Source organism: Pseudoalteromonas sp. S2721, from assembly GCF_005887425.1.
In the GTDB taxonomy this organism is placed as follows: Bacteria; Pseudomonadota; Gammaproteobacteria; order Enterobacterales; family Alteromonadaceae; genus Pseudoalteromonas; species Pseudoalteromonas simplex.
In genome coordinates this window covers 1-22,267 of sequence record NZ_PNCZ01000060.1, presented here as the reverse complement: position 1 = coordinate 22,267, position 22,267 = coordinate 1, and the positions used below count along the sequence as shown (strand labels likewise).

Annotated in this window: 21 protein-coding genes; 4 read left to right on the top strand and 17 right to left on the bottom strand. The window is 42.3% G+C overall.

Going from position 1 to position 22,267, the window contains the following annotated elements:
• Positions 1-6 precede the first annotated feature (6 nt).
• The 11 genes from ybeD to leuS all read right to left on the bottom strand — a co-directional run bounded on the left by ybeD (position 7) and on the right by leuS (position 11,081).
• Complete coding sequence (ybeD, locus tag CWC02_RS17945; protein ID WP_054551674.1) at positions 7-285, bottom strand: DUF493 family protein YbeD; 279 nt, start codon at positions 283-285, stop codon at positions 7-9.
• Positions 286-468: 183 nt separating this feature from the next.
• Entirely contained in the window at positions 469-1,629 is a 1,161-nt protein-coding gene (locus CWC02_RS17940; RefSeq protein ID WP_138619642.1) for a serine hydrolase, read from the bottom strand.
• A 54-nt stretch (positions 1,630-1,683) separates the two neighbouring features.
• Complete coding sequence (locus CWC02_RS17935; RefSeq protein ID WP_063527804.1) at positions 1,684-2,451, bottom strand: septal ring lytic transglycosylase RlpA family protein; 768 nt, start codon at positions 2,449-2,451, stop codon at positions 1,684-1,686.
• The gene (rodA, locus tag CWC02_RS17930; RefSeq protein ID WP_054551671.1) at positions 2,451-3,557 is read right to left on the bottom strand and encodes a rod shape-determining protein RodA; all 1,107 of its coding nucleotides are present in this window, start codon (positions 3,555-3,557) and stop codon (positions 2,451-2,453) included. The genes CWC02_RS17935 and rodA overlap by 1 nt, the downstream gene beginning before the upstream one ends.
• A complete protein-coding gene (gene mrdA, locus CWC02_RS17925) occupies positions 3,554-5,434 on the bottom strand; it encodes a penicillin-binding protein 2 (RefSeq protein WP_138602636.1) in 1,881 nt (626 codons plus the stop codon). Before mrdA ends, rodA begins: the two co-directional genes overlap by 4 nt.
• Before the next feature lie 8 nt (positions 5,435-5,442).
• On the bottom strand, positions 5,443-5,913 hold the full coding sequence (rlmH, locus tag CWC02_RS17920) for a 23S rRNA (pseudouridine(1915)-N(3))-methyltransferase RlmH (RefSeq protein WP_036967350.1): 471 nt from the start codon (positions 5,911-5,913) through the stop codon (positions 5,443-5,445).
• A gap of 27 nt (positions 5,914-5,940) precedes the next feature.
• Positions 5,941-6,258, bottom strand: coding sequence for a ribosome silencing factor (rsfS, locus tag CWC02_RS17915; protein WP_054551669.1), 318 nt, complete (start codon positions 6,256-6,258; stop codon positions 5,941-5,943).
• A 56-nt stretch (positions 6,259-6,314) separates the two neighbouring features.
• Entirely contained in the window at positions 6,315-6,950 is a 636-nt protein-coding gene (gene nadD / locus CWC02_RS17910) for a nicotinate-nucleotide adenylyltransferase (protein WP_138619641.1), read from the bottom strand.
• Between the two features lie 12 nt (positions 6,951-6,962).
• Positions 6,963-8,003 carry a DNA polymerase III subunit delta gene (gene holA / locus CWC02_RS17905; RefSeq protein WP_138619640.1) on the bottom strand — a complete coding sequence of 347 codons (1,041 nt, stop codon included), beginning with the start codon at positions 8,001-8,003 and terminating at the stop codon, positions 6,963-6,965.
• Positions 8,003-8,491 carry an LPS-assembly lipoprotein LptE gene (locus CWC02_RS17900; protein WP_138619639.1) on the bottom strand — a complete coding sequence of 163 codons (489 nt, stop codon included), beginning with the start codon at positions 8,489-8,491 and terminating at the stop codon, positions 8,003-8,005. Before CWC02_RS17900 ends, holA begins: the two co-directional genes overlap by 1 nt.
• A 1-nt stretch (position 8,492) precedes the next feature.
• Positions 8,493-11,081 carry a leucine--tRNA ligase gene (gene leuS, locus CWC02_RS17895; protein WP_138619638.1) on the bottom strand — a complete coding sequence of 863 codons (2,589 nt, stop codon included), beginning with the start codon at positions 11,079-11,081 and terminating at the stop codon, positions 8,493-8,495.
• 186 nt (positions 11,082-11,267) lie between these two features.
• Between leuS and CWC02_RS17890 the strand changes: the two genes are divergently transcribed.
• The 3 genes from CWC02_RS17890 to bamJ all read left to right on the top strand — a co-directional run bounded on the left by CWC02_RS17890 (position 11,268) and on the right by bamJ (position 14,670).
• Positions 11,268-11,726, top strand: a complete 459-nt coding sequence (locus CWC02_RS17890; protein WP_054551664.1) for a zinc ribbon-containing protein — start codon at positions 11,268-11,270, stop codon at positions 11,724-11,726.
• A 68-nt stretch (positions 11,727-11,794) separates the two neighbouring features.
• Positions 11,795-14,197, top strand: coding sequence for a Lon protease family protein (locus CWC02_RS17885; protein ID WP_054551663.1), 2,403 nt, complete (start codon positions 11,795-11,797; stop codon positions 14,195-14,197).
• Entirely contained in the window at positions 14,194-14,670 is a 477-nt protein-coding gene (gene bamJ, locus CWC02_RS17880; RefSeq protein ID WP_138619637.1) for a BamJ family beta-barrel-assembly machinery protein, read from the top strand. The genes CWC02_RS17885 and bamJ overlap by 4 nt, the downstream gene beginning before the upstream one ends.
• A 37-nt stretch (positions 14,671-14,707) precedes the next feature.
• Here bamJ and lnt read toward each other — a convergent pair whose 3' ends face one another.
• Genes lnt through miaB form a run of 5 tightly spaced genes read right to left on the bottom strand, consistent with a single transcriptional unit; the run spans position 14,708 to position 20,142 of the window.
• Complete coding sequence (gene lnt / locus CWC02_RS17875) at positions 14,708-16,255, bottom strand: apolipoprotein N-acyltransferase (protein WP_171043866.1); 1,548 nt, start codon at positions 16,253-16,255, stop codon at positions 14,708-14,710.
• Positions 16,236-17,120, bottom strand: coding sequence for a CNNM family magnesium/cobalt transport protein CorC (gene corC / locus CWC02_RS17870; RefSeq protein WP_054551660.1), 885 nt, complete (start codon positions 17,118-17,120; stop codon positions 16,236-16,238). Before corC ends, lnt begins: the two co-directional genes overlap by 20 nt.
• A gap of 22 nt (positions 17,121-17,142) precedes the next feature.
• A complete protein-coding gene (gene ybeY / locus CWC02_RS17865; protein WP_138619635.1) occupies positions 17,143-17,598 on the bottom strand; it encodes an rRNA maturation RNase YbeY in 456 nt (151 codons plus the stop codon).
• Complete coding sequence (locus tag CWC02_RS17860; RefSeq protein ID WP_054551658.1) at positions 17,595-18,647, bottom strand: PhoH family protein; 1,053 nt, start codon at positions 18,645-18,647, stop codon at positions 17,595-17,597. The genes ybeY and CWC02_RS17860 overlap by 4 nt, the downstream gene beginning before the upstream one ends.
• A 49-nt stretch (positions 18,648-18,696) precedes the next feature.
• A complete protein-coding gene (miaB, locus tag CWC02_RS17855) occupies positions 18,697-20,142 on the bottom strand; it encodes a tRNA (N6-isopentenyl adenosine(37)-C2)-methylthiotransferase MiaB (protein ID WP_054551657.1) in 1,446 nt (481 codons plus the stop codon).
• A 258-nt stretch (positions 20,143-20,400) separates the two neighbouring features.
• Here miaB and CWC02_RS17850 point away from each other — a divergent pair, with 258 nt between their 5' ends.
• Positions 20,401-21,570 (top strand): FAD-dependent oxidoreductase, encoded by a 1,170-nt coding sequence (locus CWC02_RS17850; RefSeq protein WP_138619634.1) that lies wholly within the window; start codon positions 20,401-20,403, stop codon positions 21,568-21,570.
• Positions 21,571-21,640: 70 nt separating this feature from the next.
• Here CWC02_RS17850 and CWC02_RS17845 read toward each other — a convergent pair whose 3' ends face one another.
• Positions 21,641-22,042: a hypothetical protein gene (locus CWC02_RS17845; protein WP_138619633.1), complete on the bottom strand. Its 402-nt coding sequence runs from the start codon at positions 22,040-22,042 to the stop codon at positions 21,641-21,643.
• Positions 22,043-22,267: the final 225 nt, after the last annotated feature.

Sequence of the window (22,267 nt, the reverse complement as noted above, 5' to 3'; positions counted from 1 at the left end):
ATCGGCCTATAGCATGTGACGTACGTCATCGATGTTGCTGATCACGTTATAAATTTCTTCAATGTGCTCTTTACTTGTAACCGTTGCTACAAGCGTTACAGATTCGTAATTACCTTTGCTGCTTGGTTTTACCTTTGGCGCATAATCGCCAGGTGCAATTGGTTGCAGCTTTTCTAGGATCTGATCTGTTAGATTTACGTTAGCTAAGCCCATGATTTTAAATGTGAATGGGCATGGGAAATCTAAATACTCATCAAACTTAGTATTTTTTACAGGTTGAACCACGACGGTGACTCCTCAAACAGTGAGTGTGCTTAATAGAGGTGTTCTCTGCCATTTCTTGGCGTTAAGCAAACTTAGATTACGACGCACTCGACCCAGCGCGACTGATATGGGGCGCATTCTATCATTTTTCAGACAAAAAAAAACGCCTTGCGGTGCAAGGCGTTTATAAACTTTATGTCCAGATTACTGAATTTGTAAACGTAGGTAATCGTAGATCTTGCTAAAGAAGCTGCCTTCTTCCACTTCTTCTAGTGTAACTAGTGGATATTGTGCAATTTCTTCACCTTCAAGCTGTAAGAATAGCGTGCCTACTTTAGTACCTTTTGCAAGCGGTGCTTCTAATGTTTTATCAAGCTCAAAGTTCGCCTTTAAATTTTTACGCTGACCACGTGGAATCGTAATTGGCGTATCTTCTAAGATACCTAACGATACGTTTTCTTTGTTACCCATCCAAATACGTTGCTCAGCAAAGCTATCGCCTGCTTTATATGGCGTGATTGTTTCGAAAAAGCGGAAACCGTAGTTTAATAGTTTTTTGCTTTCAACTTTACGAGCACGTTCGCTTTCTGTGCCCATTACTACCGCAATTAAACGCATGTCATCTTTAGTTGCAGAAGTTACTAAGCTATAACCCGCTTCTGATGTATGGCCAGTTTTAATACCGTCAACGTTCATGCTTTCATCCCATAACAATGAGTTACGGTTGTATTGCTTGATGCCGTTAAAAGTGAATGATTTTTTCGCGTATACTTCGTACTCATCTGGTACATCGCGAATAAGTGCAGCACCTAAAGTTGCCATATCACGTGGTGTCGTGAAGTGTTCGTTAGTATCTAAACCATGGCTATTTACGAAGTGACTGTTAGTCATGCCAAGCTTTTCAGCGTGGGCATTCATTAAATCAGCAAATGCGCTCTCACTACCGGCAATGTGTTCTGCCATTGCTACACAAGCATCGTTACCCGATTGAATAATAATACCGTGGTTAAGGTCATCAACACTGATCTGCTTACCGACTTCGATAAACATTTTTGATGATTCAGGGAAATTCTTTGCCCAGGCTTTTTCACTGACTGTAACCATATCAGTTGGTGCAATATTACCTGCTTTGATTTCAGTACCAATTACATAACTGGTCATCATTTTGGTTAAACTAGCGGGTGCTAATTTTGTATCTGCTTCGCCTTCGGCAATCACTTTACCTGTGGTGAAATCAACCAAGAAATAACCTTTCGCATTAACTTGAGGTGGGGCAGGGATAATTTGGGCTGTTGCAGTAAATACGCTAGCAGTGCAAACAAGGCCACAAACGCCACTTAAGATTTTATATTTTATAGATTTCATCGTACTCATTAATGGTTAAAGTTAAACATGTTGCGTTGACCTATTCTAAAGGTCTTACTCACTGTAAAGCAAGAACGCGTTCTGAAATTGGTTTTGTTTTAGCTTTTCTAAAACTGCTTGTGCTTCTGCTGCATCTTTTATTGGACCAAGACGTAATCGATAGATTCCATCTTTTTCAACAATGTTTGTTGGCACATGATATTGCTGACGAAGTTGAAACGCGAGGGCTTCAACATTAGCAAGAGTACTTCCCGCTGCAACCTGAATGTAGCTTAAACGAGGGGCAGAATTGGCAAGGGTAACAGCCTCAACCTTAACACGGGCTGTACCTTGTCGGTAATAACCTAATTTATAGGCCGCAGAATAAGATAAATCGATTATCCGGTCATCATGAAATGGGCCTCGGTCGTTTACACGAACAATTACTGATTTTCCGTTATCTAAATTTGTTACTCTGGCAAAGCTCGGTAGCGGCAGTGTTTTATGAGCTGCTGTCATCGCAAACATATCGTACACTTCGCCGTTTGAGGTGTGATAATTGTGAAACTTTCGACCATACCACGAAGCAATGCCTTCTTCAGAGTAGCCAGTTTCATCGAGCATCGGCGTGTAGCGTTTACCACGAACCTCGTAAGGACGGCTAGCGCTTGCGCTTTTAACAACCGGGGTGACTATGGCATCTTGCATTTCAAGTTCGGTTGGTTTTCTAAGCGGGGCTGCATCATGCTCCATAGCATAACGGCCTTGCTGAGATGAAGAGCTACATGCTGCTAGCAGCACAGAAAATAACGCTATAAGTAAGTAATTGACTCGCTGTGTCATTATTTTAAAAGCATCCTTTTATCGGTGGCGATAGACATGATAATGCCAAATCCGGCCATCAAGGTCACCATTGAGGTGCCACCATAGCTTATTAGAGGTAACGGAACACCTACTACAGGCAGTAAGCCCGAAACCATGCCAATATTTACAAATACATAAACAAAGAAGGTCAGTGTTAATGCGCCGGCAAGCAGTTTACCAAACGCATCTTGCGCATTGACCGCAATATATAAGCCACGGCCAATAATAAACAAGTACATACAAAGTAATAAACAAACCCCAAACAGGCCAAACTCTTCGCTCAGTACAGAAAAGATAAAATCGGTATGACGCTCAGGTAAAAACTCTAGTTGTGATTGTGTCCCTTGCAGCCAGCCTTTACCTTCAATGCCGCCAGAACCTATCGCAATTTTAGATTGAATAATGTGGTAACCCGAGCCAAGCGGATCGCTTTCAGGATCTAAAAAGGTCAGTACTCGTTGTTTTTGATAATCAAGCATCACGTAATGCCAAAACGGCCATGCTGCTAAACCAACAGTAGCAGATAAAAAGCCAATAAGGCGCCAACTTAGTCCAGATAAAAACAATACAAATATCCCTGAACTGGCAATCAAAATAGAGGTACCTAAGTCGGGTTGTTCTTTAATTAAAATGGTTGGCACCATTACAATCGCAAAGCCAATAATTAAATGAATGATTCTTGGCGGTAAATGGTTACGCCCGATATACCATGCAACCATCATTGGCACGGCTATTTTCATTAATTCTGACGGCTGGAAGCGGGTCACTCCTAAGTCAAGCCAACGCTGTGCACCTTTTGAACTAACCCCAAATAACAACACCCCAACCAGCATTAAAAGCCCCACGCAGTAGAGCGGAATAACCATACTCTTTAATGTGTTAGGCGAAAACTGGGCGAGTATAAACATACCTAGGATAGCGCCAAACATACGTGTTGCGTGGCGTATCATCATTGCAGAGTCTTGGCCGCTGGCACTGTATACAATAGCAAGGCTGGCTACCATCATCGTCATAAGGGCGATAAGAAGTGGTAAATCGAGGTGTAGGCGCTGCCAAATTGAGCGTTTTTTATTTAATGGGATCATGGCGCGTCACTTTGGGCTATTTGAATCGGGTTCGCTGAAAAGTAGTAATCCATTAATTGACGCGCAATAGGCGCACCAACTGTACTACCACCACCAGTGTTTTCAACCACCACAGAGACCACAATTTGTGGATCGTTATAGGGTGCAAAACCAACATAGATAGCGTTATCACGTTGGCGCTCTTTAAGTGATTTTGCGTCGTAACGCTCACCTTGAGCAATACTCACAACCTGAGCAGTACCTGTTTTACCTGCTGGGTCGTAATTCGCCCCTTTAAATGCTTTATGAGCAGTACCTGTGACTTTATGTACGGTGTTGTGCATCGCATCTAACGCAATTTGCCAATGATGTGGGTTTTTTAAAACTACAGGTGGTTTTTCATCATTATTAATTTGCGTTACTTCGTTTTCTTTTTTAGCGACTTGTACAAGGTGCGGAGGATGATCGAGCCCGCGGTTCACTAAGATGTTGGTTGCATTAGCTATTTGCATCGGCGTTGCGGTCCAATAACCTTGCCCGATACCTACAGAAATGGTGTCGCCGCGCCACCATGATTCTCTAAAGCGGGCTTCTTTCCATTCTCGCGATGGCATAATGGCAGATGTTTCTTCGTGAATATCGATTCCAGAGAGTTCGCCAAAGCCAAACTGCGTCATAAAGTCGCTGATTTTGGTGATCCCTAAACGGTAAGCAACATCGTAAAAATAGGTATCGCATGACTCTTCAATAGCACGATAAACATCAACATGACCATGGCCCCAACGTTTCCAGTCACGCCATTTGTGCTCCACGTTAGGAATTTGGAAAAAGCCTGGATCCCAAATTTGTGTTTGCTCGGTTACCAGTCCTTCTTCAAGAGCAAGGATCGACATATGAGGTTTTACTGTAGAGGCAGGTGCGTAACGGCCTTGCGTGGTTCGGTTAATTAGCGGTCGGTCTGGGTTTAACAACTTTTTGTAATCTGTGCTGCTGATACCATGGACAAATAAATTCGGGTCATAACTTGGGTTGGAGTAAAGTGCTAAAACGCCGCCATCTTTAGCATCAAGCACTACAATGGCACCACGCATATCTTTTAAGGCATGTTGAGCAATTTGTTGTAAGCCTATATCGAGAGTGAGTACTAAGTCGTGACCTGGCTCAGGTGGCGTGAGGCTTAAAGTACGGATAACTCGGCCACGGTTATTCACTTCAACGCGCTGCGAACCAACCACACCATGAAGGAGTTCTTCGTAATACTTTTCGATACCCAGCTTACCAATGTCGTGGGTTGCACGGTAGTTAGTTGCTTGGTCTTCTGCTTCCAGTTTGGTGAGTTCTTTTTTGTTGAGTTTGGCAACATAACCTAGGGCATGGGTAAGGGTATCACCATAAGGGTAATAGCGAGCTAAACGCGCTTCGATACTAAAGCCAGGAAACTTATGCTGATTAACCGAGAACTTTGCAACTTCGGTTTCGTCTAAACGGGCTTTTAATACTTGGCTTTTAAAGCGGCGATTGTGCTTAATGTCATCTAGAAAGTCAGCTTTTTGTTGCTCAGTTATTTTAATAACTTTTTCAACTTCGCTCAGTGCCTCTTCAAGGTTATCAACTTCCTCGGGTATTACTTCTAAATTATAAACTGGTTTGTTTTCAGCCAGTAATACGCCATTTCTGTCGTAAATAAGCCCACGGTTAGGGGCAATTGGAATAACTTTGATGCGGTTATCGTTCGAGCGGGTTTGATAATCTTGATGTTCGATAACTTGGATGTTGTATAGGTTAGATAACAACACACCAATTAACAGTGTAACAAACACAAAACCCACAAATGCTCGGCGAGCAAACAAGTTTGCTTCAGCCGAGTGGTCTCGAATCGTGGGTCTGTGTTTTCGCATTGGCTTTACTACTCGCGATGATAAGGGTGGTTGTTATTCAAGCTCCAGCCTCGGTATAGGCTTTCTGCAACAATGATGCGCACTAGCGGGTGCGGTAGTGTCAGGTTTGATAATGACCACTTTTGCTCAGACGCTGCAATACACTCAGGTGCTAAGCCTTCTGGCCCACCAATCAATAAGCTAACATCGCGACCATCAAGCTGCCACTTTTCCATACTTTTTGCCAGCTGATGGGTATCCATTGGTTTACCGGTCACCTCTAGCGTTACAATGCGGTTACCTTTAGGGATCGCAGCTAGGGTCTTTTCGCCTTCAAGTTGTAAAATACGTTTGATATCCGCATTTTTACCACGTTTACCTGCGGGGATTTCAATTAGCTCAAGAGGCATATCACGCGGGAAGCGACGTTGATATTCTGTGAATCCGGTTTCAACCCATGCTGGCATTTTGGTGCCAACAGCAATCAATTGTATTTTCAAAATGGTTACCTATGTCCTTGCTAAGGGTTAGCCCCAAAGTTTCTCTAGATCATAGAAATCGCGAGTTTGGTCTTGCATAACATGCACAACCACATCACCTAGGTCTACAAGCACCCATTCACCTTCGTTTTGGCCTTCGTAACCGAGAGGTTCTTCACCAGCATGGCGTGCTTCTTTAGCAACATGATCAGCAATAGATTGTACATGGCGTTTAGAGTTACCTGAGCACACTAACATGTAATCAGTAATGTCAGACTTACCACGAACATCAAGCTGTACCACATCACGGGCTTTCATATCGTCGACTTTATCAAGGGCAAATGCGAGTAGTTGTTTAGAATCCAAAGTGTTTTCTCAAAAATAAATAATCTTAATTTGTTATTTTATCACGCAGGCAGTATTTATTCATCTGTTTGGTAAAGATGATGCTGCGCAATATAGTGACTTACATTGGTAGGTAAAAGTTCCGCTATATCATTATTTAAATGCAGCTTTTTTCTGATTTCGCTTGAGGCGGCATTAACTTGTAAGCCATTTAAAAAGAATAACTTACCTGCAGGGGCTTGTTGTAGCTGGCTAAGTTGCTCTGTTACGGCATTCTCTTTATAAGCTGCAAGTTCACCAGATACTTGGCAGTGCTGCCCCGGACGCTGGTACACCACAATATGACAAAGTTTGACAATTTCTTGCCATTTAAACCATTTATCTAGGCTATTGAATGAGTCCATGCCGATTAAAAACATAATCGGCGCTGCTGGGTTTTCTGCACGAAGCTCTTCTAAACTCAGCAAAGAATAAGACGCACCTTCTCGGTTTAGTTCGCGGTAATCGATAGCAAAATGCGGATTGTCGTCAATCGCAAGTTTTAGCATGTTTATACGATGCTCATCACTTATTCCTGGCTTGGCTTTATGAGCAGGAATAGCACAAGGCATGAAGTAAAGGGTATCGAGTTGGCACTGCTGAACACACTGCTGGGCCATATTAATATGACCTAAGTGAATTGGATCAAAGGTGCCACCAAAAATAGCAATCATGAATTGTTACTCTTAGTCAAAGACCGGGTGGCAAGGTAAAGGTATCGCCACAGGTTGGCAAAATACTAAGCATATTTGCATTAATGCTTGGTAGGGGGCTATAAGGTTGCCTTGTTTATATGCGGCATCAAACTGAGCTAATTGTTTGGTAATTTGTTCGAGTACTTGGATGTTCAAGCGATTTAAGGCCTGTTGTACAACAGCTTGTTGGTTTTTCCAAATATTATACTTTTTGTATAAATCAGCCATATTGGCACCATTCAAGCGCCCGTGTTGCATAGCCAGTAAGTTAGCTGCTTCTTTATTGATGGCCCAAAAAATACTCATGGCTTCAGTGTTATCGGCAGCCAGTTTAGTCATTACTTTAACCGCTTGTTCGGCGTGGCCATTTAATAAAGCATCACTCAAATCAAAAATATCAAATTTTGACTGATTTAGTAGCCCTTGCATCACAGCTTGTTGGTCAATTAGCTCACTACCATAAAGCAAAGATAGCTTTTCTAACTCTTGATGACAGGCAAGTAAATTTCCTTCTGTGGCATCAATTAAGCTTTGTTTCGCGTTGTTATGAAGGTTTAAGTTTAAACGGTAGCATTGCTCATCTAACCAGCGGCTCAGGTGATTACCTGTTAATGGGTAACAAGGAACAAATAAGCCTTGCTTATCGAGGGCTTTAAACCAAGCACTGCGTTGAATATCTTGGCTGGCTTTGGCGCCTTTTAAAACCAAAATAGTATCGGGGTTAGCAAGCTCAACAAGCTGCTTAAAGATTTGGCTGCCTTGCGCACCAGGTTTTTGCTCGTTTAAATCAAACTCAATTAAGGTACGAGCGCTGAACAGTGACATACTTTGATATTGAGCAACAATTTCTTGCCAATCAAAACCCGGCATTAAGGTAAATTTGATTACCTCGTCAAAGCCTTGCTGTTTAGCTACTTGACGAATTTGCATGATGCACTGAGCAATTTGGTAAGGCTCTTCACCAAACACCATGTAAAAAGGCGCGAGGCCTTTTTTTAACTGGCTAGGAAGCTGGTTTGCATAACAACGCATTACAGTTGTGATAGCTCACGAACAATACGACGACTCGCTTGCTTACGAATTTCGCTTAATAGCAAATCAAGCTCTTTTGCTTTTGCAAGGGCATTGTCTGGGTCGTCTTGGTAGTTACGATACAATTCAAAGCTTTGATTAATCGCTTTTTGTCCAGGGCGCTTGAGGGTATAGCTTACGCTATAGGCAAGTTCATATTCAGCAACCTGACCATTATCAAATAATGACAAAATTTGACGCTCTAAGCGGTCTTTATGAATCTTTAACTCAGGGTGTTTACCAACTTGGTTAAGCTCAACTTTACTCGCAATCAGTTCTTTTTCGACTAATTCGAATAAGGCTGACTTTTCATCATCACCAACAAGGGTGAGTACTTTCAAGTCGTCAGGTAAGTTAGAGGCTTTCTTTAAGTGAAAGCCACAACTTGTCAGCAGTAAACAGACTAGCGCAAGGGCTAGTCCGTTTTTCAGTGCGTGAAGCGCTGCCATCTTAGTTAGCAACCACGTTAAGTAGTTTGCCAGGTACGTAAATTACTTTACGGATAGTCGCGCCTTCAGTGAACTTAGTCACGTTTTCTTCAGCAAATGCTAATGCTTCAACTTGCTCTTTGGTTGCATCAGCAGGCACTGTTAACTTAGCACGTAGCTTACCGTTAACTTGTACAATGATTAGCTTCTCATCTTCAACAAGTGCTGACTCATCAACTGTTGGCCATGCTGCATCTAAGATGTCGCCTTCTTTGCCAAGGTCTTGCCATAACTGGTGACACATGTGCGGTGTGATAGGCGCAAGCATGATAAGTAATGCTTCAAGTGCTTCATTAGCAATTGCCACATCTTGTTTATCAGCAAGTGGTGCCTTAAGTAACTTGTTCGAGATTTCCATGATAGCAGCGATTGCAGTGTTGAACGTTTGACGACGTTCAACGTCATCAGTCACTTTTGCAATTGCTTTATGAAGTTCACGACGAAGAACTTTTTGGTCGTTGTTTAATGCTGATTTATCAAGCGCTTGGTAGCCTACTGTTTCTACATCAACAGCATATTTCCAAATACGTTTTAAGAAACGCATTGCACCTTCAACACCTGAATCAGACCATTCAAGAGTTTGCTCTGGTGGTGCTGTAAACATCATGAATAAACGAACTGTATCTGCACCGTACTCGGCAATAACTTGTTGTGGGTCGATACCGTTGTTTTTCGATTTCGACATTTTGCTCATGCCCGCAGAGAATACCGGCTCGCCATCTTCTTTGTGCCACGCTTTAACAACACGACCTTTGTCGTCTGTTTCAGTTTGTACGTCTGTTGGTGAAATCCAGATATCACCGCCTTTCTCATCTTTACGATAGAAAGTATCAGCTAGTACCATGCCTTGACATAATAAGCGCTCAAATGGCTCATCTGAGTTTACTAAACCAAAGTCACGTAATAGTTTGTGGAAGAAACGCGAGTAAAGTAAGTGCAAGATTGCATGCTCAATACCACCAATGTATTGGTTTACTGGTAACCAGTAATTGGCAGCGCCTGGCTCGATCATGCCTTCGTCAAAACGTGGGCTACAGTAACGAGCGTAGTACCAAGACGATTCCATGAAGGTATCGAAGGTATCTGTTTCGTGGAATGCAGGCGCGCCATTTACCGTTGTTTTAGCCCACTCAGGATCAGCTTTGATTGGTGAAGTCACACCATTCATTACTACGTCTTCTGGTAAGCGAACCGGAAGCATGTCTTCTGTTGCTGCAAGCTCATCACCATTTTCGTCGCTAAGCATTGGGATTGGAGAGCCCCAGTAACGCTGACGGCTAACACCCCAGTCACGTAGACGGAAATTAACTTTACGCTCACCTACACCCAGCGCTTCTAGTTTGTCTGCAACGGCATTAAACGCTGCTTCAAATTCAAGGCCATCGAACTCACCCGAGTTAACTAACACGCCTTTTTCAGTGAATGCTTGGTTGTCTAAATCAACCGTTTCTTCAGAACCTGCAGCTGGCGCGATAACTTGAGCAATCTCAAGGCCATACGCTGTTGCAAACTCGTAGTCACGTTGGTCGTGCGCAGGAACAGCCATAACAGCGCCTGAGCCGTAATCCATTAATACGAAGTTAGCGACCCAAATTGGTACTTGCTTACCTGTTAATGGGTGAATTGCATAAAAGCCTGTTGCAATGCCTTTTTTGTCCATGGTCGCCATGTCTGCTTCTGCGATTTTCGTGTTTTTACACTCATCAACAAACATAGCTACAGCGTCGCTGTTTTTAGCAGCTTCTTGTGCAATTGGGTGACCGGCAGCAACTGCTACGTACGTCACACCCATGAAGGTATCTGGGCGCGTTGTATAAACACTGAATGTGTCTTCGTTATCAGCACGCTTAAATTCAATTTCTAAACCTTCAGAGCGACCAATCCAGTTGCGCTGCATGGTTTTAACTTGCTCAGGCCAGTGATCAAGTTTATCTAAATCGTCTAGTAGCTCTTGTGCGTAATCAGTGATTTTGATGAACCATTGTGGAATTTCTTTTTGCTCAACAATGGCACCTGAACGCCAACCACGACCATCAATAACTTGTTCGTTAGCGAGTACAGTTTGGTCAACTGGATCCCAGTTAACTGTTGACATCTTTTTGTAAACTAAGCCTTTTTCATAAAGCTTAGTGAAGAACCATTGTTCCCACTTGTAGTATTCTGGGTGACATGTTGCGATTTCACGATCCCAATCATAACCAAAGCCTAGTTGCTTTAACTGGTTACGCATGTAATCGATGTTTTCGTAAGTCCACTTAGCAGGGGCCGTGTTGTTTTTGATTGCTGCATTTTCAGCTGGTAGACCAAACGCATCCCAACCCATAGGTTGCATTACGTTTTTGCCTTGCAAGCGTTGGAAGCGTGATACTACGTCACCAATGGTGTAGTTACGAACGTGACCCATGTGGAGTCGGCCGCTTGGGTATGGGAACATAGATAGACAGTAATACTTTTCTTTGCTCTCATCTTCAGTGACTTTAAATACTTGGTTTTCTTCCCAATAGGCTTGTACTTTTGACTCAATGTCTTGCGGGTTATATTGCTCTTGCATCTACGATTCCAGACTTCTTGCAAATTAATAAAAAATTGTCGATAAGGATAACCCAAAATACATGCTAATCACAGCGGCAAATAGGCGCTTTTGTTAATTTTCCAAGGAAATATATTTTCAGGGCAGGTTAACCTATACTCAACTAGAATAATGGTTGATTTTTCATCATTTTTGAAGGAGTAAACGATGGCAGATTATAAATCTTGGCTTAGCGATTTAAGTGCATGGCTCAAAGATGTAAAAGATCATGAGCTAAAAGATGCAATGGAAAAATTTGTTGAATCAGAGCAAGCACTTAAAGACTTAGGACAAGAAAAGCTCAATCAGTATCGTGACTATCTACAACGCGATATCGACCACATTAAAGAAAACGACAGTCACTATGATTCACTCGCATGGCTCGAGCTTAAAGAGTCGCTTTGGTACGAGTTATCGCACATTGAAGATAAAACCCAGCTCGAATGGCAAGCCTTAAATCAAGATTTTCAACATAATGGTGTTTATCAAGAGGGAGAATGGATAGCCATGGGCACATTAGTATGTAAAAATTGTCAGCATAGTTACGATGTTTACCATGCTACGCAAATTACTCCTTGTACTGAATGTGGCGGTATTTATTTTCGCCGTAAGGCATTACAACCTTAATCAGTGACGCTGGCTTGTGCTGGGCGTTACCTATAATGCCCAGTCAAGACTGGGAATAAGAAGTTAGAATGACAAAAAAACTAATCCCACTACCTGTTTCTGCGTTAGCACCTGAGATTGCAGCAAGTCATGTTGCGACTTGTATGCAAAACCCATATCCAGAAGCGTTGCCATTTATTGGTCAGCAACGTGCACAAAGTGCCCTTGACTTTTCACTTGGAATGGAATTACCGGGTTACAATGTTTATGTCATGGGTGAAGCGGCTCATGGTCGTTACACCTTAGTAAAAGACAAACTCACAGCCCATTCAAAAGACCGCCCAACGCCTAATGAGTGGTTGTATGTTAACAACTATGATGACCACCGCGAGCCAATCGCGTTATTTATGCAAGCAGGTCAATCAAAGCAGTTAGCTGACGATATAGATTCATTTATCGACGAAGTACTCGATACATTCCCAGCAGCTTTTGATAACCCGGGTTATCAACGCAAGAAAAAATCAATCGACCGTGAGTTTACCGATACTTACGATGCGGCAATTACTGCTGTTGAAATTGCAGCTCTTGAGCAAAGTGTGGCACTGATTGAAGAAAATGGTGTTGTGGGATTTGCGCCTTTAGTGAATGGTAAACAATTGAGCGACAGTGAATTTTCAGCCCTTGATGAGCCATTGCGTATCGAATTTTATGAGGTTATCGAAAAGCTTGAAGACGCATTAATCGAAGCGCTGATTGAGCTTCCTCGCTGGAAACGAGAGTCATCTGAAAAACTACGTAACCTTAAAAAATCAACTGCTGAGCTTGCCACTAAGCCACTCATTAAAGCCCTTGAACATAAATACGCGACGCACATCGGTGTGTTGCGTTATTTAAAAGATATTCGTGAAGAAATCATCGATGCGGTACTTGAATGGCTCGACGATGATGAAAACGACGAAAATAAAGAAGACTTTGACCGTAAAGGGATGCTCACAGACTTCTTTGCGCCAAATATTCTAGTCGAATACAAAGAGGGCGATGCAGCCCCTGTGGTGTATGAGCCAAACCCGACCTTTGGCAATATTTTCGGCAAAATTGAATATGCGACCTCACAAGGCTCGCTTATCACCAGTTACCGCTCAATTCAGCCAGGTGCATTGCACCGTGCTAATGGTGGCTATTTGATTATGGATGCTGAAAAAGTCATGGCGAACCCGCAAGTGTGGGATGGCCTTAAGCTTTCTTTAAAAACGCATCAAATCAAAAACGACTTACCCTATCAAGACAGCTCTGTGGGAAGCAGCTTTACGTTACGTCCGCAGCTTATTCCTCTTGATGTAAAAATAGTGCTGCTAGGCTCTCGCGACCTTTATTACACCATAGGTGAATATGACGAAGAGTTTGCAGAGCTATTCCGTGTCCTTGCTGACTTTGACTATTACTTGCCAAGTAGCGATAAACTGCAATATCAGTTCATTACCAAGGTGACTGAATATTGTCAGCAAACACTTAATTGCACCGTAAATGAAGCTGCAATGGCAAGATTATTAAAGTTTAGTTATCGCCAAGCTGAGCACCATAACAAGCTCTCAGCTCGCTTTGCAGATGTATTAGAGTTAGTGGCAGAAGCCAGTTTTTATGCCAAACAAGATGGCCAAACCGTGATTGATGCTCATCACATAGATGAAGCCATTGTTGGTAAGCAATACCGCACAGGGCAAATTTCTGAAACCATGCTGAGTGATATCAAAGAGGGGCAAATTTTAATTGCAACCGAAGGTCACGCAGTGGGCAAAGTAAATGGCTTAACTGTGCTACATATTGGCGATACCTCATTTGGTACACCTGCACGCATAACAGCCACTGTATACGCAGGTGCAGATGGCGTAATTGACGTTGAACGTGAAGCCGAGCTGGGTAAAGCCATTCACTCAAAAGGGGTAATGCTATTAACTGGTTACTTAGGTAATAAGTATGCTCAGCAATTTAGCCTAACGCTCAGTGCCAATATCGCAATAGAGCAAAGCTATGGCTACATCGACGGTGATAGCGCCTCATTAGCAGAGCTGTGCGCGCTTATATCAGCCATTACGAACTTACCTATTAGCCAATCTATTGCACTGACAGGGTCAATTAACCAGCATGGTGATGTGCAATCAATTGGTGGCGTAAACGAGAAAATAGAAGGCTTCTTCAAGCTTTGTAAAATGCGTGGCTTAACCGGTGAGCAAGGGGTGATTATTCCTAAATCAAACCAAGTTAATTTAGTGCTTGATGACGAAGTACTCGATGCCGTTGAAAAAGGGCGCTTTAATATTTATGCCGTTGAAACGGTTGATCAAGCTCTCAGCTTATTAATGGATAAAGACGCAGGTGAAATGACCGCAGAAGGTTACCCTGAAGGCTCTATAAACGCGCTAGCCTTAGCAAGGCTTGCCAATATCGCCGATATCGTAAATGGCGACAATGATGATGAGAAGGACGCAGAATGATTAATTTAATACTTTTACTGATCATTGGTATTTTTTGTTTTTTAATCTTTAAAAACAGCAAAAAAGCGAAGCTTCAAGCCCTTGAAAATGAAAAACTCGCTGCGGACTTTTTAGCGAATAATAGTAAAGCTGACGATGTTCATGAAACCGCATCTGGGCTGCAATACAAAATTGAGCAAAGTTCTGGTAATGACACAAAGCCAAGTGCAACCAGTAAAGTAAAGGTTCACTATCACGGTACGCTTATGGATGGCAGTGTTTTTGACAGTTCAGTGGTAAGAAACTCACCAATTAGCTTTGGTTTAAACCAAGTCATTGCAGGCTGGACCGAAGGCTTACAACTCATGAGCGAAGGAGATAAATTTACCTTTTATATCCCGCCTCAGCTTGCTTACGGCCGTAAACGCGTCGGCAGCATTCCAGCAGGCTCGCTACTTATATTTGATGTAGAGTTGATAAAGATAGAATCTTAAATGTAAAAAGGCTTCATTATGAAGCCTTTTTTAATTGTTATTTCTTAATCCTTACAAATACACCCACAGCGCTCAGTAATATCACCACCGCCCATACTGGCCAATTGCCATATTGACTATAAATGCTATCGCCTTTAATTAACGTGATATTGGCCTCAAGTACATCCGCTTTAAATTGTGGCATAGCTAATTGTGATTTAGCGATAGGGTCGTAAACGGCGCTAATACCATTATTCGTCACGCGGATTAGCGGGCGCTGTAACTCTAAGGCGCGCATACGTGCTATTTGCATGTGCTGATGCGGGCCATGTGAGTCACCGAACCATGCATCGTTACTCACCGTGAATAAAATGTCGGAGTCACTGCGATAATTACCACGAACCAACTCAGAAAAGGCAATTTCATAGCAAATAGCCGGTAAAATATTTAAACCATTTGCGCGTAAATTGTTTTGCACTTCATCACCGCGAGTGAAGGATGACATAGGCAAATCAAACAGTGGCGCAATTGGGCGCAAGAAGTCCTGAAACGGCACAAATTCACCAATAGGTAATAACTGATGCTTTTGGTAGCGGTTTTTACCTAAATACTGATAATGACCTTCACTGTCATTGTGTTCTTTTTTACCCAGCACAATTAGCGTATTAAAAATGTTACGTGTGTCGTATTGGTAATCAACGATACCGGTAATAAGTGCTGTGTCATTAAACGTTGCAGCACTATCAAGGCCTGTTAAATACTCGGTTGATAATGCTTCAAGCTCCGGCACAGCAGCTTCTGGCCAAACAATTAAATCAGCATTCCAATGCAGGCGAGTCATATCTTGGTATTTGCTCATCGTCGTCCAAAACTCAGACGGCTCAAAGCGAAGATGCTGTTTAATATTACCCTGCACCAGTACAGTTTTAATGGTTTTATCTTGGTAGTGTAGCTGGCTGCTGCTTGTAATCGTATATAAGCCAGCTAATAGGGCTACAGAGGCGATAAGAGGTTTACCATCTTTATTTGCTAGGCGATATAAAGCAAATGCAATAAGCACGCATACCTGTGTAATACCAAACTCGCCAATTACTGGGGCTAAAAAATTGAGTGGGCTATCGGTTTGTGTGTAACCAAAGCTCAACCACGGAAAGCCTGTTAGCAATGTGCCACGTAAGTACTCTGTAGTAGCTACAGCGGCAAGTAACCAACATATAAAGCTGTATGGGCCTTTAGCAAGGCGTGTTGCCAGCCAAGTAGCTAATGCAGGATAAAGGGCTAAATAAGCACAAAGCATCACCATTAACGAAAGTGATGCGATTAATGGCATGCCACCAAAGGTCGCTATTGATACATGCACCCAGCTTATACCTGCACCAAACCAACCTAAACCAAATATAAAGCCATATTTAGCACTTTGCTTAGCGGCTAATTTACCGTTTGCGAGAGGGTTAATGCAGTAGAGTAGAGCACCAATGGAAAGAAAAGTTATAAACCATAGGTTATAGGGGGCGTAACTCAAGGTTAAAAAGAGGCCCGCAACAAGTGCGAGCCAGGCTTTTTTATCTTTTGCAAGGTGACTTAGGTTAGTTAGCAGTTTCTTCACTGTCGTTATCATCAGCCTTTGGAATGGTGACTTGCAATTGTAAGATACGGCGGTTATCTGCGTTAGTGACTTTAAATTGTAAGCCTTCTACCTCGATTGTTTCACCACGACTTGGCATGTGACCAAATGCATGTAAAACAATACCACCTATGGTGTCAGCATCTGAGGTGCTGTAACCGGTTTTAAAATACTCATTAAAGTCATCAACTTCAGTCAACGCTTGCACAGCGTAAACGTGTTTTGCAACTTGGCGAATATCTTGTAGGTCTTCACTTTCATCGTGCTCGTCTTCGATTTCACCCACGATGATTTCAAGAATATCTTCGATGGTCACAAGACCAGACACGCCACCATACTCATCAATAACAATCGCCATGTGGTAACGTTGTTGACGGAACTCATTAAGCAGAGTGTCTACACGTTTACTTTCAGGCACTACAACTGCAGGACGCAAATATTCACGTAAAGAAGGCAGTTGCTCATCTTTGTTGATGATCAGTGGTAATAAATCTTTTGCTAATAAAATACCTTCAACATGGTCTTTGTCTTCACATACCACAGGAAAACGTGAATGTGTTGAATCAACCATCATAGGTAATAGCTCTTCTAATGGTGTATCAACCTCTAAGGTTACCATTTGCGAGCGTGGGATCATGATGTCCCGCACTTTTAGCTCTGATACACCTAGCACCCCTTCAATCATATCTTTGGTTTCAGGGTCGATAAGGTCGCGTTCTTGCGCATCGGCAATTACTTCTACCAGCTCTTCTCTATTCTGGGGTTCCCCTTGCAACATTTGGGCTATGCGGCCCAGCCACGTTTTGCCAGAAGAACCCTGGCTAGTTTGCGAGTTGTCGTCGCTCATTGCGTCTAATTGCTCCGTTAATTTAAATATCGTCTCGATATGGGTCAGCGATGTTCAGATCGGCAAGTAATTGCTTTTCTATGCTTTCCATTTCAAGTGCATCTTCGTCCTTTATATGGTCAAATCCAAGTAAATGCAAGCATCCATGGATAACCATATGGGCAAAATGGTCGTGAAAGGTTTTTTCTTGCTCAATTGACTCGGCTAAAACAATAGCTGGGCAAATGATTAAATCACCCACTAAAGGTAACTCAATGCCCGGTGGTGCTTCAAATGGAAAAGATAAGACATTAGTCGGTTTATCTTTGCCACGGTAATCATTGTTGAGCTGCTGGCTTTGTGCTTCATCGCTGATCACTATAGTCAGCTCTGCATCTTCACGGTAGTTGCTGAGGGCTTTGTCAGCCCATAGCTGGAATTGTTCAAAGCTTGGTAAGTCGTTAAACTCACAGGCTATTTGTAAATCTAATTCGGTCACGAGTTTGCTTCTTGTTGGTTTGCTTGCGCTTCTTTCGCACGTTGCTTCTCTGCACGTTTTAAACGTTCTGCTTCATCGTTTCGCTCATAAGCTTCAACGATACGAGCAACAACCGGGTGGCGAACCACATCGTGTGATTGGAAGAAGTTAAAGCTAATTTCATCAACACCGTTTAATACTTCGATGGCATGACGTAGGCCTGAGCGGGCACCGCGTGGTAAATCGACTTGTGTAATATCACCGGTGATCACCGCTTTTGAATTAAAACCAATACGGGTTAAGAACATTTTCATTTGTTCAGCTGTGGTGTTTTGGCTTTCATCGAGAATAATAAACGCGTCATTTAGCGTACGACCACGCATGTAGGCAAGGGGCGCGACTTCAATCACGTTTTTCTCAATCAGCTTTTCTACACGCTCAAAACCCAGCATTTCAAATAATGCATCGTATAAAGGGCGTAAATACGGGTCGATTTTTTGGCTTAAGTCACCCGGCAAAAAGCCTAGTTTTTCACCAGCTTCAACTGCCGGACGAGTTAATAAAATACGGCGAATTTCTTGACGTTCTAAGGCATCAACAGCTGCAGCAACCGCTAAATAAGTTTTACCTGTGCCAGCAGGGCCAATACCAAAGGTAATATCGTGATGCAAAATATTTGCAACATACACGCCTTGATTATCATTGCGCGGTTTAATAACGCCACGGCGAGTTTTAATCACCATGTCTTTGCCATATACACCTGGGTTTTCATCTTGCTCAAGCGCATTTGATTCGCTAATTGCCAAATGTACGGCTTCAGGTTCAATCTCGCCAATCAGGCCGCGAATAGGTTGAGTTTCAATATAGAGGTTTTTTAGTATCTCAACAGCCGCTGCTGCAAGGTGCAGTTTACCAGTTACTCTGAAGAAATTATCACGGTGTGCAATCTCAACACCAAGGCGGCGTTCAATTTGCTTAATGTTTTCGTCAAACGGACCACATAAAGATGAAAGGCGTTTGTTGTCGGCGGGTTCTAAATAAATCTCTAATGTTTTTAACTGATTACTCAAAATTGCTTCCTATTGATGGGTGCAGGCTGTGCCTGCACCAAATGTCACCCTAAGGTACGAAAGTAGCAACGCCAATTTCGTTAGGGGCCGTAGCGGCCTCAGCTTCAGCAGCTTTATTTAAAATAGCTGAAGGTGCCACATCACGGCGTAAGTTCATTTCTGATTCTGTACGAATTAATTCACCACGTAAAGAGTTTGGCAATGCTTCTGTAATACGTACATCAACGAATTGACCGATCACTGAGTGAGGGCCTTCAAAGTTAACCACTCGGTTGTTCTCAGTACGGCCACGTAATTCCATTGGGTTCTTCTTAGAAGGACCTTCAACTAGGATACGCTGTTCGGTATCAAACATTTGGCGGCTGATTTGCTGCGCCATTTGCGTGATACGGTTTTGCAGAATGTATAAACGTTCTTTTTTCTCTTGCTCTGTTACGTCATCTGGTAAATCAGCAGCAGGGGTACCAGGGCGCGCACTGTAGATGAAGCTAAAGCTCATATCAAAACCAATGTCATTGATAAGGTTCATAGTTGCTTCAAAGTCCGCTTTGCTTTCGCCTGGGAAACCAATGATGAAGTCTGAAGACATGCTTAGGTTAGGGCGAATTTTACGTAACTTACGAATCGTAGATTTGTACTCGAGTGCAGTGTGACCACGTTTCATAAGGTTAAGAACACGGTCTGAACCACTTTGCACTGGTAAGTGTAGGTGGTCAACAAGCTCAGGTACGTCTGCGTACGCATCAATGATATCTGGCGTAAATTCTACTGGGTGCGATGTGGTATAACGAATGCGGTCAATACCGTCAATCGCAGCGACATAACGTAGTAAGTCAGAGAAGTAACAAATTTCACCGTCATGAGTTTCACCACGATATGCATTTACGTTTTGACCAAGTAGGTTTACTTCGCGAACACCTTGCTCTGCAAGTTGGGCAACTTCAAGTAATACGTCATCAAGTGGGCGGCTTACTTCTTCACCACGCGTGTAAGGTACTACGCAGAATGTACAGTATTTAGAGCAACCTTCCATAATTGATACAAACGCAGTAGGGCCTTCCGCTTTTGGCTCAGGTAAACGGTCGAACTTTTCAATCTCAGGGAATGAAACGTCAACTACCGAGCTGCTGTCACCACTTTGCACTTGCTTAATCATTTCTGGTAAGCGGTGTAATGTTTGCGGGCCAAAGATTACATCAACAAACGGTGCACGTTGACGAATTGAATCACCTTCTTGCGATGCAACACAGCCACCAACACCAATGATTAACTCTGGTTTGTCGTCTTTTAATAGTTTCCAACGGCCTAGCTGATGGAATACTTTCTCTTGTGCCTTTTCACGGATTGAACAGGTATTGAGTAAGATCACGTCAGCGTCTTCAGCTTCTTCAGTTAACTGATAGCCGTTAGTCGCATCTAGTAGATCAGCCATTTTCTGAGAGTCGTACTCGTTCATCTGACAACCCCAGGTTTTAATATGCAGCTTTTTACTCATTGAAATATAGCCTCGTTTTCAATTCGGTAGTGACACAAAAATGTGTTAGAAACAGGATTAAGTGGCAAGTATGCCGACTTAAAGGACGCGTATTTTAGCTGGATACCCGCACAGATCCAAGTATAGTTTTTATCTTTGTGGTGTGAAATCAAACAAGTCACTGTTTTGAAATTCATAAGCGGTAAATGCACTGACACGCAATATTGAATTACGTTACAATTTATCCCGTATTTAAATAGCCAAATGAGCGAATATTAAATGAATAAAAATAAGGTAATTGTTGTCGGTGGCGGCATGGTAGGTGCTGCTACTGCTGTAAAACTGGCCAAGCAGGGTAGGGATGTCACCGTTATCGAAAAGCACCTTATCGATGCTGATCATATTTTAAGCTCAGATAAGGTAGATATTCGCATTTCGGCTATTAATCGTTTTTCAGAAAATTTACTCGATGAGCTTGGTGCAATGCCGTTACTAAGACAAAATCGTATCGCACCTTATCAACAATTAGAGGCCTACCAGCAACAAGGCGAGAATTTATTGTTTGATTGCCATGAAATTGGCGAAACGCATTTAGGTCATTTAATCGAAAATAATTTAATTCAAGCAAGTCTTTGGCAGCAATTCGCCAAGTACAATATCGAAGTGATAGAGCAACTAACAGCCATTACGGATATTACTCAAACGGCTGATTCAATCACCTTACATTATGGCGATACTCAATATACCGCTGATTTAGTTGTTGCTGCAGATGGTGGACAGTCACAATTGCGAACTAAAGCTGGTTTAGGTGTAACGGGTTGGCAATATGGCCAGCATTGCATGGGCGTGTTAATCAAATTAGATGCCCCGCAGCAGGTAAAAACGTGGCAACAATTTACGCCAAGCGGCCCAGTAGCATTTTTACCGATGCAGGCGCCTTATGCTAATTTAATTTGTTATCACGATGCTGCGGTTTTAAAGCAGTGGCAAAAGTTGTCGAATGAGCAACTTAAAGCAAAACTCATTGAACATTTTCCTGAACTACCGGGCGACTTTGAATTACTTGAGCATGCTGTTTTTCCACTTGCACGCCAACACGCCAATGATTACTCGCACGGACGTTTAGTTTTAGTGGGTGATTCGGCGCACACAATTAACCCGCTTGCTGGGCAAGGTGTGAACCTAGGCTTTCAAGATGTTGTAGCACTGGCAGATATTTTGGCAGATCAACCTGATGTTGGTCAGCAAGCATTATTAAAGCGCTACGAGAAAAAACGCCGCCACGCTAATTTACTAATGATGAGCATGATGGATGCATGTTATTTTGGTTTTTCAAACGAGATTAAACCACTGAGCTGGGTGCGCAGTAAGTTTTTAAAGCTTGCTAATAACACAGGCCCTGCAAAGAACTGGGTTTTAAAATATGCGATTAGCGGGACATTAAGTTAAATTCATTGTTTTAAAAATTTAAATTTTGAAGTACAAGTGCCTAATAGCACTTGTACCTTACAGCTTACTTTTAATTCCAATTGCCACTTCTAGAGTACATATACTCCGCATCTGCACACCAATTTACATCAGCCCATGTGTAGTCTGTGTAATAAATTTTATCTACACATCCTCTTACTGAACTCTCAACTTTGTATACATCAACTAAACAAGTAGTGCCAGTACAATCAGCAACGCTTGCACTGTTGTAAGTACCGCTAAATACCCATTCAACGCGTGAAACTTCTTTAGAGGTATTAACCTTAAAAGCAACTTTCGGTGACCAGTTAGGATTTGTCTCACCACCAAAACAATGATTTTGGGTATAGTTATCGTAAGCCATTGTATCTACGTAGCACGATACAGAATTTGCAAAGGCATTTGTAGCAAATAGACCACTAACTAGCGTTAAAATTGTAAATAACTTTTTCATATAACTTTCCTTATTAGAATATAAGCTCGTTTTTTGAGCACTTTTAGAGTATCAATAAGGGTACCTTTGTCAATAAAAAGTTGCATAAAAGTTAATTTTTTTGATTCTTTCTTATTGGGAATATTTATTTAGTCAGAAATTAGAAGTCAGAAATTAGAAGTCAGAAATTAGAAGTCAGAAATTAGAAGTCAGAAATTAGAAGTCAGAAATTAGAAGTCAGAAATT